Genomic DNA, 14,198 nt, shown 5'->3' on the forward strand with positions numbered 1-14,198 from the left:
ACTTCTCGCGTTTCTGATCAAGCCTCGGACATGCCACCTCGTGAAAGCGTGAGGCTAGGGATGCCCTGGGTCTGTGGGGCGCGTGTACCTCGCACATGGTGTCAAAGGCCACTCTTTGCGCAAGTCTCCAAGCTCGGGCGAGACGGTGGCTTCTTAGCCCCTGGTCGCAGCAGACAGCCTTATCTCGATCGCGAGGGCGCCGAGGGCTTCCTTTTCGGGGCCGTAGATGGTGCGGATGTTGGCGAGTTGTTGGTCGCGGGTGGCGGTCGGGTTGACGTTGGACGGGCCCTCGCCGTCGAGGAGGGCTTCGAAGTTGGGGTACTCGGTGACGCGGAGGACTTCGACGTCGCAGGTCTCGTCGGTGCCCTTGATGCGGAAGCGGATGGTGTCGCCGGCGGCGAGGTCCGCGAGGTGCGGGTACTTGACCCGCACCTCGATGGTCTTGGTGCCCGCGGCGACGAGCTCGAAGTACTGGCGGTAGAGGTTGAGCTCGCGGACGCGGGCGGTGCGGTCGGTCATCGGGAGGGAACGCTCCTGGGGGACGGTGCAGTGATCAGGCGGCCGATCTCGGCGGCCGAGTACGAGCGGAAGAAGTGGCGGGGGTCGGAGAGCAGGGTCTCGGTCATGGCGAGCAGTTGGTCGGCGTACTCGGTGACGGTGCCGGGCCACTGTCGGGTGTCGAGCATCCAAGGGGCGGCGCCCTCGGGCAAGGGGGCACGGCCTTCTCGTATGAGGGATTTCGACAGCTTGGCGCCGGTGTCGGTGACGACCTGGGGGCAGAACAGGCGGGCCGGCAGCTGGGCGCGGGTGAGGCCCACGGCCTGGAGGGCCTCGTCGACGAGGTGGGAGCCGAAGACCCAGTCGCCGCCCTTGACCATGACGTGCAGGGTGCCCTGGGGGCTGGTCAGGGCGAGTTCCTTGACCAGGTTGCGGTAGAGGGTGGCCAGGTCGAGGTAGCCGCCGGCGGTGGGCGTGATGGTGGCCTCGTACGGGCCGTGGTGGAGGCAGACGGCGGAGACCACCGCCGACTCGGGCCCGGTGAGGCGGACCCGGGTGCGTTCGGCGTGCTTCTCAGCCCAGCCGCAGTCGGGGTGTGGGCAGGGGACGCGGAGGTGCGGGGTACCGGTGGAGGGGGCGAGCCACCAGCGGGCGGCGTCGATGCGGGGGAGGAGTCGGAGCCACGTGCGGCGGTAGTGCTCGCCGGCCTGCTGATGGGTGTACGTCTCGATGCGGTGCGGGATGCCCAGACGCCTGGACAGAGCGGTGAAGAGGGGCTGGTAGAGGGCGGTGACGAGGTCGATCAGGGCCTGCTCGCCGAGGGCCTGGGCGTAGGCGCGCTGGTAGCGGTTGCCGCTGGCCGGGTCGGTGGCCAGCTCGTACGGGGCGTTGTCGAGGGCGCTGAAGAGCACCTCGGTGGGGAGACCGAAGCGGTCGCGCAGGCGGGCGGCCATGGCGAAGGCCAGGGACTGCACGAGCGAGGTGCCGATGTGCGGGGCGCCGTTGATCTGAGTGCCGACGACCAGCACGATCCGCTCGGGCGGGGCAGCCAGGATGCGTGGGGTCAGGACGTCCTCGGCGTGGTGGAGGGCGTTGGCGAGAACGGTGTTCGGCGAGACGGGGTGCGTGGTCACGAGGTGTCTCCCTGGGGGACGGTGATGCGGGGCGGCAGGGGCGTGGCCCCGTTCTTGGCACGGTCGAATGCGGCCCAGACGCACTTTCCGGGGCCCGTCCGCTCCTTCACGCCCCAACTGTCCGCCGTAGCCGAGACGATCAGCAGGCCACGGCCGTCGACGGCGGACTCCCCGGGATCGCGCTGGATCGGAGTGTCGTCGCCGGCGTCGTGGACCTCGATGCGCAGTTGGTCATCGAGGGAGCCGACACGCACGAGGACGAGACGTCCCACGGGTGCTCCATGAAGCACGGCGTTCGTGACGAGTTCCGAGGTGCACAGCCGCATGTCGTCGAGGCGGCTCGTCTCACCCCATTCGGTCAGCGTGGCGGCGACGAAGTCGCGAGCGGTACGCGGTGTGGTCCGGCGGCGGGGGAACAGCATGGTGCGGTGCCGACCCGTGCTCGGAAGGAGATCCGGGGCGGTATCGGTCGCCTCGTTGGTGAGTCTGCTTGCCATGGTCAACAGCAAAGCGACTTAACTCATTTGGGTCGGGAGCCAGCACGGGGGCCAAGACGGGGGCCACTATGGGGGCCAGAGGTCACGTGTTCCTGGGGGACGGCATGGGCGACACCGGGATCGGCGCCTTGCTCGTCCGGCTGCGTACCGCGCGCGGCTGGAGCCAGCAGCGGGTCGCCGACGAGTACAACGCCCTGGAGGGGCGCTCCGCGAAGACCGGCAAGGAGATCGGGCGCTACGAGCGCGAAGCCCGAGTTCCTGTTCCCTACACCCGGAATTACCTGGCGCAGGTCTTCAGTGTCGATGTCGCCGTGCTCGACCAAGCCGTTGCCGTCAGCAAGGGGCAGCGGGACGGGTCCGATACCGCCGAGGTCGAGATTGTGCCGCCGGTGCTGCCGCCCGAAGACACCCACGTCCGTGGAGACCCACTCTCTGAGGACGCGGTGCGGTCGGCGGACTTCGCCCGCTTCATCGCGCAGCGGAACGCCGACGAGTTCGTCGTGGAACAGTTGGAGGCAGACGTCGGCCGGCTCGCCCGTACGTACGTCAGCCACCCGTTGATGGAGCAGTACGTCGAGATCAGGCGGTTACGGAACGGGGCCTTCGCGCTGCTGCGCGGGCGCCAGCACCCCCGACAGACCACCGACCTCTACCTCTCTGCCTCTCGCCTCTGTGGCCTGTCCGCGCACGTCTGCCTCGACCTCGGTGACTACGACTCCGCCGCCACCCACGCCCGTACCGCACGCGCCTGTGCCGAAGCGGCTGGGCACGAGGGGATGCTGGCCTGGGTACGGTCCGTGGAGTCGTTGATCGCGTACTGGACCGGGCGGTACGAGCAGGCGGCCCGGCTGGCCCAGGTCGGCCGTCGGCACAGGGCAAGTGGCAGCATCGGCGCACGGCTGGCGAGTCTGGAGGCGCGGGCGTTGGCGATAGTCGGCGACACGGCAGGTGCGCTCGCTGCCCTGTCGGATGCCGAACGATCGCGCGAGGCGATCTCGGGTGGGGAAGAGGTGCTGGGAGTCTTCGACTTCCCTGCGGCCAAGCAGTTCGCTTATGCCGGAACGACCCTCTTGGCCGTGGGCGGGCAGGAACACATCCACCGGGCCATCATCAGCGCGGAGACGGCGATCCGCCTCTATCGCAGCGCGGACGGAGATGACCAGTCGGTCGGTGATCTGTTCGCCGCGCACCTCGACCTCGCCCGCGGGCACCTGCTCCTGGGCGACCTGGATGGCACGGAGGAGATGCTCGGCTTCGTGCTCCAGTCCTCGCCGGAGCGCATGTCGGCCAGTATCGTGCGCCGGCTCACCGTTCTCGGGCGGGAGCTGGAAGGGCCGCAGTACGGTGGAGCCGCGCAGGCAGTGCACCTGCGCGAACGACTCCAGCACACGGCCGTCCGTGCGTCCCTGCCCGCCGCCCACCCACCGGAGTTGCCGACGTGACCGACCTGTCCGCCGCCCACGACGCTGCTGTCACCGACCGGACCCGCCTGGCGGGCAGCGCCTACAACGGAGACCGGGACCTGGCCGCCCGGCAGTCGCTCTACCAGTGGCAGACGCCCCGGTACGACCTGCCCGGCCTCGTCGCCGAGCGGCTGGGCAACGTACGCGGGCGCGTTGTCGACATCGGCTGCGGCAACGGCAAGTTCATCCAACGGCTCCGTCAGGACCGCCCGGACCTGTCCCTGCTCGGCCTCGACATCGCTCCCGGCATCCTCGCCGGCGTCCCTGGCCCGGTTGCCGTGGCGGACGCCACGCGGCTTCCGCTGGCGGCGGGCAGCATCGACGCCGCTCTCGCGCTCCACATGCTGTACCACGTGCCCGACATTCCCCAGGCGGTCAGGGAACTGGCCCGTGTCGTCGCCCGTGACGGGCTAGTGGTCGCCTCCACCAACAGCGACCGCGACAAGGCCGAACTCGACGACCTCTGGCAGCGGGCCGCCGGCGACGTCCTCGGAATCGAACGAGGCCCTGCCCGCATCTCGCTCAGTGCCCGGTTCTCCCTGGAGAAGGCCCCGGCCTTCCTCGGCGAGGAGTTCGGACAGGTGGAGGTCACCGAACTGCCGGGGACCATCACGGTCCGCGACCCCGAGCCGGTCATCGCTCACATGGCCTCTTATCGCGCCTGGTCGGACCAGCACGACGTGCCCTTCGACGCGACCATCGACCGGGCCCGTGCCCTCGTCGCCGACGACATCGCCCGCAATGGCGCGTACGAGATCACCTGCCTTGGCGGCATCCTCGTCTGCCGCCGGTGAGGTCAGCCCAGTGGCGGCCAGGGCCCGGCGAGCAGGCGTCCCGCCTCCTCGGTGATCTCTTCCGCTAGAGGTTCCCGGTCGCCGCGTTGGATCGCTGCCCAGTCGTTGTAGGCGTCGGTCTTGTCGACCAGGGGTCTGAGTGACTGCGGGCGGGCCAGTGCGCCCCATCCTTCGTACGTGATCAGGTCACCGCCGGCGCCGGCGTCCAGGCTGCCGTTCACGATCAGCCGGAGCCACCAGCGGACGAGTTCCCAGCGCGCCGCTTCCCACGGGAGGTCGGTGGTGTCGGCCGGGAGGTCCTGGAGCAGGCCGAGTTCGTCCAGCACCTGGCCGAAGAAGGCGTCGGCCTGCGCGTGCTCGGAGCGTGACAGGCCAGCGAGGAGGGGGAGAGACTCCGTCTCGACGTCGAGAACCAGGGCCGTGAGGCCGGCTTCGATGAGCTGCTCTGGGTGGTGCCGGCGGCCGATCAGGCGTTCCAGGGCCAGCATCCGGAAGCAGTCGATGGCCTCCTGCGCGGTCGTGGCGTACGGCGTGAACGGCGTGGGCAGGGAGACGTCGATGCCCGGACCGCCCTCGACGAAGTACGACCAGAAGTCGACTGTCGTACGAGCGAGGAGGCCGCTCGATCGGCCGGCGAACTCGTGGTGGATATAGTCGGCGAGGTCGTTCCCGTACAGGATGATGTCGGTCTGGTAGACGGACAGGACGGGGTGCCCGTGCTCGCCCGCCGTGCCAGGCAGGTAGCGGTGTCCGTAGACCGGGACCAGTCGCGGCACGCTCTCCAGCTCAGTCCTCGCGACGCGCAGTGCCTCGGACGTCTCCGCCGGCCTCGACGGCCAGGCGGGATGCCAGAACCCGTTGTGCTCCACGTCGAAGAGCACGCCCTCCACCGGCCACGCCAGCCGCCCGGCCAGGTCCTCGGGGTCGCCGTCGCGCCAGTCCGGCCACCGTGACGAGCCGTGCGGGAGCCCGGCGGAGAGGAAGACACGGTGGTCGGCCGAGAAAGTGAAGCCGAACCGCGTCTCGACCGCGTCGAGCTCTCGCTCGGTGAGCCCTGGCCCGATCTCGGTTCGGAGCATGCCCTGAAGGGCACGGGCGGCTTCCAGGGTCAGGCGGGGCGTCGACGGCGTGTTCACGTCTGCCAGCGTAGTGAGCGGTACGGCCGCACACGCCAGGACGCTGTGGCAGTCCGCTGCCTCATCGCGCATTCGCTGCGACGGACTGCGACGACCTCGGCGCCGTTCGGGCTCCCTGCAGTGTCCGCCCGGAGTGGGGCGATTGGCAGGTCTGCCGGCGTGGTGGCGACTACCCGAGGGCGGCGGCAGCGGCCTTGTAGTCGGCCGCCTGGGCCGGGGTGAGGTAGTGGCTGACGCGGATGAGCACGGTGCCGCTGACAAAGTCGTACTCAGAGAGCATGGGCATGCCCTTGGTGACGTTCTGGATGTAGTTGGCGCGCGCCTCGGCGTCGGCTGCGGTCGTGAAGACCTCGATCGCTCCGCCGAGCCCGACGCTGCCGGGCTCCGCGCCGGCTACCTCGTCGACCTTGATACGGGAGTCCGTGAACGTGACCTTGCTGGTGTACTGGTTGGGGCGGCCGAGGAGATGGTTCGGGTCGTCGTCCTCGGTGACAACTCCCGAGAGCTTGGCGGACGCGACCTTGGCGGAAATGACCTTGAAGGCGTCGCTCGCGGTGAGCTCCTTTGCTGCAGGCTTGGTCGGGACGCCAGCGGTTGCAGTGGTGGTGTTCTTCGGCTGGTCGTTCTTCTGATCGCTCCCCGACCCGCATGCCGTCATGGCCGCGAAGGCGATGACGAGGGCGGCAGCGGACAGGGCGGCCTTACGCATGATGGCTCCGAAGTATGGCGGGTTTGGGTGTGTTGATCAGGTCGCAGAACTATTGCACTGCGATGTGGCAGTGCGTGCGGATACCGGAAGACCGGCTGGTGTCAGTGCCCGACCGGGTAGGTGGTGGTGGGTCGATCGTGGAGGAGCGCGGGGGCTTGTCCGCTGGCGTCTATCGGCAGCTTCGGAGGTTCAGACGTGCGGGATAGGGCCATGGACCGGGGAGAGCCGCTTTTGGGTACGGAGGTTGGCCCCCGGCATGCTCTTCCCCACGGCTGCTGGGTAGCGTCCCTCGGGTGAATCTTCACCTCATCAACGATGTGCCCGACGGCCTGACCCGACGAGCGCGATCCTTTGTCGCCGCGCATGGCGTCAAGGTCGACGTTCGCCCCGTCGAGGGGCACAGGCAGTGGTGGCTTGAGCGGGACATCCCAGCAGCGGTGATCGATCGAATGGCGGCCTACCAAGAGCGATGGGGCGGTCTGCTCTTGCCGCCCGCACCGCAGTACGACGGAGGCCCCAAGTACCTCGATCCGGACTCGCCCGAAGCAGACTCCGCGGGGTGGTGGTTCGAAGCTGGAATGCAGCGGACCGCAGTCCCCTACTCATTCATGATCAGTCCGTCTGGTGACTTCGGTATCCAGGGAGATGAATGGGCACCCCTCCACGCGACCATCGAGGGCTGGGTGGAGTCGCTCGCTTTGGCTCACCACGCATCCATGTGGGCAAGGCAGGTCACCAAGCTCGTTGGTGATGACGTCGATGGCATCGACCTGAACGGCTATGCGCCGGTGCGCGAGGTGATGGGCCTGGCGGACACCTGGTGGAGAGGGCCCGATTCGCTGGTGGCTCTCTATAGCGGGGAGGCCACGTCGTTCGACTTTCCCAGGGGGCGCATCGCAGTGGTCTACTCAGGCCTCGATGAGTGGGGGCTGCGAGGAGGCGTGGACGACGATGGCTGACCTTGTCGTTTAACCTCGTCTCGGCTGGGGTGGATATGGACCAGGTGGTGCTGCCAAGCCCAAACCGATCGCTACTCTCCTCGCATGATCGCGAACGGAGATCGCCAGTTCCCCTCCCCGCTCGCCGCTGCCATGGCGGTCCGGCTCGAGTGCATGGGCGAGGATGGTGTCGACTTCGAACCGTATGAGTCCTTCCTGGGTGCCGATGAGACCACAGAGTGGTTCCGCGCGTGGACAGGCAACGGCGAGCTGAACGGCGACGACTTCCGTGTATTCGGCCAGGACGGCACCGGCGGGAACGCAGCGTTCTGGCTGGTTCGTCCAGGCCGGGAACTGGTCGAGCAGCCGGTTGTCTTTCTGGGCTCCGAAGGAGAGACAGGCGTCGTCGCTCGTGACCTGGGTGCCTTCCTGTGGCTGCTGGCTGATGGCTTCGGCCCGTGGGAAGCAGCCACCTCATACGAGCCCGAGCCGGATTGGGCTCCCCGGGTCAATCGCGACCTGGCGGCTATCGCGGAGCAATTCGCTCCGGACCGCCGCGCGTCGGCAGCGGCGATCATCGCGCAGGCCACACAGGAGTTTCCTGACTTCGACGACACGATCATGGAGCTCTGCCGTTGAGCCGGGCCCGGTGCCCTGCCACGAGGTGTGGCGGGGCACCGGGCCGGGGTCAGCGGTGTCGACTGCGTTCTTCGGGCCTCGTGGTCACTGTTTTGGCCGGAGGGTGTGGCGTGGCGGACCTGGCCGAGGTGCCGCTGGTGGTGCTTCGGCTGCGAGCGGCTTGCGTCCGCCGGTTCGGCTGAGCGGTGATGCGCCAGTTCAGGACCTCGGCCAGGTGGTCGGCGCTGTCGAGTTCCCGGTGGGTGCCCACTTCGGCCAGGAGGCGTCGGGGGTTGTGGCCGGCGGTTTCGGCGTGGGCGAGGGTGGTGGTCAGGGCGGTCCAAGTGGGGTCGGCGAGGATCCGGTCGGCGTGGTTGGGGAGGGCCGCGCGCACGTCCTGCTCGTAGCGGCGGGCGGTTACGGCTCGCGGTGCGCGGCGGGTCAGGTCAGCCAGGACGGGTGTGGCGGCCTGCTGGTAGCCCGCCTGGAGGTGGCGGAGGGCTTCTTCGACCGCAGCGGCCTGCTGTTCGTGGCCGCGCTGTTCGTGCCACTTGGCGGCGGCGCGGGCCAGGTGCAGGGTGGCGAAGAGTAGGGCGATGGCGAGGCCGCCCGGCTCGTTGGAGGCGTAGGCGAGTTCCTTGGCGGCCTTGCGCAGTGCGGTGGCGGCTTGGTGGTCGGCGCGGGTGGCGGAGCGGCGGGCTCGGTTGAACGCCATGGCCGCCGCCCGTAGTTCCGCTCGGTGTGGGCCGGTCGTGGCGCTGGCGCTGTTGTACAGGGCATCGCCGAAGGCGGCCAGGTGGCCCTGGGCGGCGGCATCGTCACCGGAGTCGAGGACGGTGCGTGCCGTGTGGATGGCGGTGGTGGTGTGGCGCCATGGGTCGGTGGGGTCCGCCACATACCGCGGGTGATCGGCCACCTTCTGGTCGGGGAGGCGTTCGCGTAGGCGGTTGATGGAGAGGTCGGGGGCGAGTTTCGAGCCGCCGTACCAGATGGGTTCGCCGGCCGCGTTGGTGTCGCCAGGGGCGGCGAGGCTGTAGCCGATCACGTCGCCGGTCTCGGGGCCGATGCGGGTTTTGACCTTGATGCCGAGGGACTGCAGCACGGTGAAGTAGTCGGCTTCGGTTCGTACGGCGGCGGCGACCGCGTACGCCTGCTCGCGCAGCCAGTGCCGTGCCGTGACCGTCTGGCCCTGGCGCTCGGCCTTGGCGCGTTCGGCGCCGGTGGGGGTGCGGGGCGCGGTGAGGTCGCCGGACTTCAGGCGGCGCAGGCCGAACTCGGCTTCGATCTTGCGGCATTCGGCTTGGGCCCGCTGGCCGTCGCGCTGGGTGCGCGGACGGCGCCCGTCGGCGCGGACGGTGGTGGCCATGATGTGGATGTGGTCGTCGGCGTGGCGCACCGCGATCCACCGGCATGCCTTCTCGTCGCCTTCGGGGGCGATGCCGGTGGCGTGAACGATGCGGCGGGCGACCTCGGCCCACTCGGTATCGGTGAGGTAGCGGTCGCCGGGCGCGGTGCGGACCGGGCAGTGCCAGACGTGCTGGGGCGGTTTCTTGCCGCCCAGCTCGCGGGTGCGCAGGTCGACGTGGTGGTCGAGGCGCTTGGCGAGCTGGGAGTAGGTGGCTGTCGGGTTGCGGCCCGGGTCGGGGGCGCCGGCCATGTCCCAGGCGGCGACGATGTGAGGGTCCGTGTGTTCGTCTCGGCGGCCGGGGCCGAAGAGGTAGACGATCAGTCCGCGGGTGTCGGAGCCGGTGGAGACGTCAGGAACCATGCGCGGTGCCTTCCGTCAGGAGCTGGTCGATCAGTCGGTAGCTGCTCTCGGCAGCTTGCTCGACGCGGTCCAGCACCGCCTCGGCGCGCTCGGGCACTGTTCCTCGGTGGATGGCTGCGGTGATCTGGTTGAGGTTGCCGCCGATGCGGTTCAGCGCGACCGTGTGCGCCTCGACAGCCTCGATCAGCGGGCGGACCGGGTCGTCCTCCGGGCTACCGACCAGCCCCGCCTTGCCGAGGGCGACGGCGAGGGCGGCGTCGCCGACGAATCCGGCGAACTTCTGACCGCGCTGGTGGGCGGCGGTGCTGATCACGCCGACCGCTGTCCGTGTGAAGCGGATGGTCTTCTCCTGGTCGCGCTTCTCCACGGTGCGCTTGCGGTTCATCAGTGCGGGCAGGGCGGGGGCGTCGAGGTCCCGCCAGGAGGGCTGCTCGACAGGCGGTTGGATGCCGGTCGGTGTCTGGGAGCGGAGGGCGGCGGAGTCGGCTATGACCCCTTTCTGCTCGGGCGCCCCCTGGCGCTCGGCCTCCTCCTCCGCCACCCCTGGGGCGGGGGCAAGCGCGGACGAAGCCTCGTTAGAGGCTCGTTCGCTCTAGCTTGCTGCTGATCGGCGGGTCAGGCCGAAGAATCCCTTGCGGCGGCGGGTGGGGGCGTTGTCAGTGCTCGTGTCGGGCATGGTGGTGCTCCGGTGGTCGTGTGGGGTGAGGCTTCGTCACGTCCGTCGCATCCGTCCCGTAGCTGGTCAGGACAGGTACGGAGGCGGTCGCAGGTACGGAGTGATCCGTATCGGCGAGGAACTCCGTCCCCGCGCTGACCTGCGCGGGGACGGATGCGACGGATTGATACGGAGCTGGTGTCAGCGAGTGGGCCTCGGGCTGGCGGGCCCGCCGGGCGGACCTATGGGCAGGGTCCCGAACGGAGGGGTCGGTGGGTTGCCCTGGGCTCGACGTGGGGGCGCGGCCTCACCTGCTGCGGGGGCGGGGCAGTAGCGGGCCCAGGCGTCGGCGAACTGGTTGCGGGCGTACGCCTTCGCCTGCCTGCCATTCTCGAAACGGTGGTTGGCCGGACTGATGCCGAAGTCGCGCAGCAGATTGGCCAGGTGGTAGGCGTTCAGGCCCTTGGTGCCGTACTCGGCCCAGGGTGCCTCGGCATCCTGGATGAGGGCGGCGAGCAGGTCGTGGCTGCGCAGCGCCTCCTGGTCGCCCTGTTGCTCGAACACGCGGCGGATGTCCCGGAGCAACCGGGTCTTCAGCGTCGTCTGCTCGTCCTGGACCACCTCGTTCCGGGTCATCGCCAGGCAGGCGGCACGGGCCTGCGCGGGCCAGTGGCCGCCAGCCAGGTCAGCGACGATCACCAGGGGCTCCCAGGTGTCCGCGGCCCGGTCTTCGACCGGCATCGGTGGCACCAGCCGGTGCGCTGCCCCGCGCAGTGGGGTCAGCCACGCGGCCAGCCGGTCGCGCAGCGCGTTCAGTTCCGGGACGGAGTGCCGGGAGCGGAAGGGAGCGACCTTCTCGCCGGGCTTGCGCTTCTGCATGCGGAGCACGACGGCGCGATCCATGATCGTGTCCGGCAGGTCGCCGATGCCTGCCAGCGCGGCCATGGCAAAGGTCGGGAAAGCGGTCGGCTTGTGCTCCGGGCCGGATATCCGCCAGGCAGGGCGGTTGCGCTGGTGTCCGGCGTTCAGCAGGCCACGCAGGTCCTCCTTGTCGCCCGCCTTCGGGCCGAAAATGGTGTCGGCCTCGTCCACCAGCAGCGTCGGCGGGTCCTCGCCGATGATCCGGAAGACCACCGCCGGCGAGGTGTTCACCGTCATCATCGGCTTGTGCACGGTCTCGTGGAGCACGTCCAGCACACGGGACTTGCCGCAGCCCTTGGTCGGCCCCACCACCGCCAGGCGCGGCGCGTGTTGGAGGGCGGGCTGGATGTGGGAGGCCGCCACCCACAAGGTGACCGCCGTCAGTGCCTCCTCGCTCGGCAGCACTACATACCGGCCGATCGCGGCACGCAGCTCGTCCAGTACGACGGTCCCGTCCTGGTCTCGGTCCGCCTTGGGACCGGCGTGCTCGCGGTCCCCAGTTCCCGGTCCGGGTTCGGGGACCGTCCCCGGAGCACCGTGGCCCACCGGGACCGGCGGTCCGGGTTCGCTGTCCGACTGACCGGAACTCTCCGTCCGGTCCTCGGCTTCCGGACCAGGGCCGTGGTCCGGGTTCCCGGTCCGGTCCGGTAGGCCGTTGAGCTGCGCGTTCTCCGTCGGTCCGGGTTCCTGGTCCGGGTTGTCCGGAACTTCGATCCGGGTTTCGGTCGCGGGTCGGTCCGGTCCCGGACCGACCGGACCAGCGGCACGGTCCGGTCGATCGCCGGTCCCCGGAGAGGCGGACCGGCCGTCCGCTCGGTCCGGACCGAGCCACGGGATGCCCTGGCCAGGGACCGCAGCAGCAGGCCAGACGACCTTGCGGGATGTGTTCGAGGTGGCGGGGGACGTAGAGTCCTCCATCGACGTTCCTCTCAGGTGAGGGACGGGACGGGCAAGGTCCCGCCCCTCACCGGTTCGTTCGTTCAGGGATGGGCGACGTGCAGGGGAATCTCCGGCCCTCGGCGTTGGCGCGCCGGGGGCCGTTGCTGTGTCCGCGCCTGGCGGCGGCTCATGAGGCCAGGCCCCACTCGTCTCGGCCGTCGATCAGCGTGCGCTCGTAGCGCAGAAGCTCCGCCTCGGGGTAGAGCACCCGCTTGCCGACCTTGATCCCGCGCGGCCCCTTCTTGATCTGGCGCCAGTACCGGACGGTGCTCTCGGCTGTGCGGTAGCGCTCGGCGACCTCGGCGGTGGTCAGGTATCGCATGCATTCCCATTCGGCTAGGTGACGACTCGATCTGCATAGAGTTGTACCTCGGGATCGGCGGTTAACCAAATCGGGAAGCCCATGTTTCAATTGGGATAGCGACGGTGGCGATGGAGGTTCGATGGCAGGCGACAGGCCCGAGGGCGGCGAGGTGCCGCTGCTCTACAGCGAAGGGAATGTGGCTGCGCGCGTGGCCCTGGAGCGCGAGGTCAGGGGGTGGAGCACGACCGAGCTGGCTGATCGGGTGACCAGAGCCGGCGTGAAGATGAACCAGACGGCGGTCTGGCGCATCGAGAACGGCACGCCGCGTCGGCGCATCAACCTCGACGAGGCCCTTGCCTTCAGCCGCGTCTTCGAGCTCCCCCTCGAAGAGCTGATGTCCCCGCCCCTTGAGGGGCTCGACATCGACAGTCGGCGCCTCGTTCAGGAGGCCGTCGAAGCGTTCTACGAGGCCCGAGACGCGCGCGACCGCCTCCACCGCGCCGTGGTCGCCATCGCCGACCACATCAAGGCCCACCCCGACAGCTCGCGGGCCATCCACGAGCAGTGCCTCCGCCTCATGGGCGACGAGCGGGACGCTCGCACCCTCAGCAACGACATCGAGGACGGCGGCCACTGCTGACAACCGACACGAAGGAGAGGCCACTTGGCCAACATTCAGAAGCGCCCCAACGGCAAATGGCGTGCTCGCTACCGCGACCTCGACGGTAAGGAGCACGCTCGCCACTTCGAGCGGAAGCTCGACGCCCAGCGCTGGCTCGACGAGGTCACGGCCAGCATGGTCACCGGCCAGTACGTTGACCCCCGCGCCGGCCGCGTGACGTTCGAGAAGTACGCCGAGAAGTGGGAAGGCTCGCTCATCGCCAGCGAGGCGGGCGAGCGCATCACCGACAACGCACTCCGGCTGCACCTCGTACCGGCGCTGGGTGCCCGGTCCATGGCGGCGATACGCCGCAACGACATACAGGTGCTCTTCAAGCACCTGTCCGACCAGCTCGGCCCCGGCAGCGTGCGCAACGTCTACGACGTCCTCGTGCGCGTCATGACCGCGGCCGTGGAGGACAAGGTCATCGCGTCCAGCCCGTGTCGCCGGATCACCCTCCCGCCCACGTCGGACGAGGAGGTCACCCCGCCCACGGTCGAGCAGGTCGAGGCCATGGCCCGCGTGATGCCGCCGTACATCCGCGCGGCCATCGTCACGCTCGCCGGATCAGGCTTGCGAATAGGCGAGTTGCTCGGCCTCAAGGTGTCGGACGTCGACTTCAAGGCCGGCGCCATCCGCGTCGAGCGGCAGCGGCTCCAGTCGGGGAAGATCGGCCCGCCGAAGACCGCCAAGTCCCGGCGCACGGTTCCGGTCGGCGAGGTCGTCACCGACGCGCTACTCGGGCATCTTGCCGCGCGTCCGTCCAAGGAGTGGCTGTTCACCATGGAGGAGGGCGAGCCGCTCAACTACCGGCGCTGGAAGACCGAGTGGAATGGCGCCCGCAAGGCGCTCCAGGCGGCCGAGAACGGGGCCGCCGAGCGGGAGGGCCGTAAGCCCGTCGAGCTGCCGCACATGGTCACCCACGACCTGCGGCACTTCTACGCCTCCGCGCTCATCGCCGGCGGCGCGAGCGTCAAGCAGGTGCAGCTGGTCCTCGGACACGCGTCCGCCGTCATCACTCTGCGGATCTACGCGCACCTCTGGCCCGGGGAAGAAGACCGCACCCGGGCCGTCATGGACGCCGTGCTCGGCGGCCTGCGGACCGGGTGCGGACAGGTAGGCGACGTTACCCGCGAAACCGCAGGTCAGAACGCCTAACCAGAG

The 14,198-nt window shown here is 69.5% G+C and carries 15 protein-coding genes; 6 read left to right on the forward strand and 9 right to left on the reverse strand.

Annotation, left to right across the window (positions count from 1 at the left end):
- Window positions 1-153 precede the first annotated feature (153 nt).
- The 3 genes from IE273_RS34155 to IE273_RS34165 are packed head-to-tail and all read right to left on the reverse strand — an operon-like array spanning window position 154 to window position 2,128.
- Window positions 154-519 (reverse strand): ASCH domain-containing protein, encoded by a 366-nt coding sequence (locus IE273_RS34155; RefSeq protein WP_189819014.1) that lies wholly within the window; start codon window positions 517-519, stop codon window positions 154-156.
- Window positions 516-1,631, reverse strand: a complete 1,116-nt coding sequence (locus tag IE273_RS34160; protein ID WP_189819015.1) for a hypothetical protein — start codon at window positions 1,629-1,631, stop codon at window positions 516-518. Before IE273_RS34160 ends, IE273_RS34155 begins: the two co-directional genes overlap by 4 nt.
- Complete coding sequence (locus tag IE273_RS34165) at window positions 1,628-2,128, reverse strand: ATP-binding protein (protein WP_189819016.1); 501 nt, start codon at window positions 2,126-2,128, stop codon at window positions 1,628-1,630. Before IE273_RS34165 ends, IE273_RS34160 begins: the two co-directional genes overlap by 4 nt.
- A 104-nt stretch (window positions 2,129-2,232) precedes the next feature.
- Here IE273_RS34165 and IE273_RS34170 point away from each other — a divergent pair, with 104 nt between their 5' ends.
- Together IE273_RS34170 and IE273_RS34175 are read left to right on the forward strand one after the other, a co-directional pair.
- A complete protein-coding gene (locus tag IE273_RS34170) occupies window positions 2,233-3,570 on the forward strand; it encodes a helix-turn-helix domain-containing protein (protein ID WP_189819079.1) in 1,338 nt (445 codons plus the stop codon).
- Window positions 3,567-4,385 carry a class I SAM-dependent methyltransferase gene (locus IE273_RS34175; RefSeq protein WP_189819017.1) on the forward strand — a complete coding sequence of 273 codons (819 nt, stop codon included), beginning with the start codon at window positions 3,567-3,569 and terminating at the stop codon, window positions 4,383-4,385. Before IE273_RS34170 ends, IE273_RS34175 begins: the two co-directional genes overlap by 4 nt.
- 2 nt (window positions 4,386-4,387) lie before the next feature.
- Here IE273_RS34175 and IE273_RS34180 read toward each other — a convergent pair whose 3' ends face one another.
- Both IE273_RS34180 and IE273_RS34185 read right to left on the reverse strand, forming a co-directional pair.
- Window positions 4,388-5,521: an SMI1/KNR4 family protein gene (locus IE273_RS34180; protein WP_229887828.1), complete on the reverse strand. Its 1,134-nt coding sequence runs from the start codon at window positions 5,519-5,521 to the stop codon at window positions 4,388-4,390.
- Between the two features lie 169 nt (window positions 5,522-5,690).
- A complete protein-coding gene (locus IE273_RS34185) occupies window positions 5,691-6,230 on the reverse strand; it encodes a hypothetical protein (RefSeq protein WP_189819018.1) in 540 nt (179 codons plus the stop codon).
- Between the two features lie 293 nt (window positions 6,231-6,523).
- Here IE273_RS34185 and IE273_RS34190 point away from each other — a divergent pair, with 293 nt between their 5' ends.
- Both IE273_RS34190 and IE273_RS34195 read left to right on the forward strand, forming a co-directional pair.
- Window positions 6,524-7,189 carry a hypothetical protein gene (locus IE273_RS34190; RefSeq protein WP_189819019.1) on the forward strand — a complete coding sequence of 222 codons (666 nt, stop codon included), beginning with the start codon at window positions 6,524-6,526 and terminating at the stop codon, window positions 7,187-7,189.
- Window positions 7,190-7,273: 84 nt separating this feature from the next.
- Window positions 7,274-7,807, forward strand: coding sequence for an SMI1/KNR4 family protein (locus tag IE273_RS34195; RefSeq protein ID WP_189819020.1), 534 nt, complete (start codon window positions 7,274-7,276; stop codon window positions 7,805-7,807).
- Between the two features lie 49 nt (window positions 7,808-7,856).
- On the opposite strand, the gene IE273_RS34200 is transcribed toward IE273_RS34195, so the two are convergent.
- The 4 genes from IE273_RS34200 to IE273_RS34215 form a co-directional block, all read right to left on the reverse strand.
- Entirely contained in the window at window positions 7,857-9,554 is a 1,698-nt protein-coding gene (locus IE273_RS34200; protein ID WP_189819021.1) for a relaxase/mobilization nuclease domain-containing protein, read from the reverse strand.
- Window positions 9,544-10,095, reverse strand: coding sequence for a MobC domain-containing protein (locus IE273_RS34205; protein WP_189819022.1), 552 nt, complete (start codon window positions 10,093-10,095; stop codon window positions 9,544-9,546). The genes IE273_RS34200 and IE273_RS34205 overlap by 11 nt, the downstream gene beginning before the upstream one ends.
- A 315-nt stretch (window positions 10,096-10,410) precedes the next feature.
- The gene (locus IE273_RS34210) at window positions 10,411-11,676 is read right to left on the reverse strand and encodes a DUF3631 domain-containing protein (protein WP_189819023.1); all 1,266 of its coding nucleotides are present in this window, start codon (window positions 11,674-11,676) and stop codon (window positions 10,411-10,413) included.
- Between the two features lie 520 nt (window positions 11,677-12,196).
- On the reverse strand, window positions 12,197-12,391 hold the full coding sequence (locus tag IE273_RS34215; protein WP_030207232.1) for a helix-turn-helix transcriptional regulator: 195 nt from the start codon (window positions 12,389-12,391) through the stop codon (window positions 12,197-12,199).
- 121 nt (window positions 12,392-12,512) lie between these two features.
- Between IE273_RS34215 and IE273_RS34220 the strand changes: the two genes are divergently transcribed.
- Window positions 12,513-13,013, forward strand: a complete 501-nt coding sequence (locus IE273_RS34220; RefSeq protein WP_189819024.1) for a helix-turn-helix transcriptional regulator — start codon at window positions 12,513-12,515, stop codon at window positions 13,011-13,013.
- A 24-nt stretch (window positions 13,014-13,037) separates the two neighbouring features.
- Complete coding sequence (locus IE273_RS34225) at window positions 13,038-14,192, forward strand: tyrosine-type recombinase/integrase (protein WP_189819025.1); 1,155 nt, start codon at window positions 13,038-13,040, stop codon at window positions 14,190-14,192.
- Window positions 14,193-14,198 lie beyond the last annotated feature (6 nt).

The sequence above is a fragment of the Streptomyces olivaceoviridis genome (assembly GCF_014650115.1).
GTDB classification, from domain to species: domain Bacteria; phylum Actinomycetota; class Actinomycetes; order Streptomycetales; family Streptomycetaceae; genus Streptomyces; species Streptomyces olivaceoviridis.

What these genes read in the sequence shown, in the direction of transcription:
- IE273_RS34185 (WP_189819018.1), bottom strand. Translation starts at nt 6,230, where the DNA reads ATGCGTAAGGCCGCCCTGTCCGCTGCCGCCCTCGTCATCGCCTTCGCG.
- IE273_RS34195 (WP_189819020.1), top strand. Translation starts at nt 7,274, where the DNA reads ATGATCGCGAACGGAGATCGCCAGTTCCCCTCCCCGCTCGCCGCTGCC.
- IE273_RS34220 (WP_189819024.1), top strand. Translation starts at nt 12,513, where the DNA reads ATGGCAGGCGACAGGCCCGAGGGCGGCGAGGTGCCGCTGCTCTACAGC.
- IE273_RS34200 (WP_189819021.1), bottom strand. Translation starts at nt 9,554, where the DNA reads ATGGTTCCTGACGTCTCCACCGGCTCCGACACCCGCGGACTGATCGTC.
- IE273_RS34155 (WP_189819014.1), bottom strand. Translation starts at nt 519, where the DNA reads ATGACCGACCGCACCGCCCGCGTCCGCGAGCTCAACCTCTACCGCCAG.
- IE273_RS34165 (WP_189819016.1), bottom strand. Translation starts at nt 2,128, where the DNA reads ATGGCAAGCAGACTCACCAACGAGGCGACCGATACCGCCCCGGATCTC.
- IE273_RS34215 (WP_030207232.1), bottom strand. Translation starts at nt 12,391, where the DNA reads ATGCGATACCTGACCACCGCCGAGGTCGCCGAGCGCTACCGCACAGCC.
- IE273_RS34170 (WP_189819079.1), top strand. Translation starts at nt 2,233, where the DNA reads ATGGGCGACACCGGGATCGGCGCCTTGCTCGTCCGGCTGCGTACCGCG.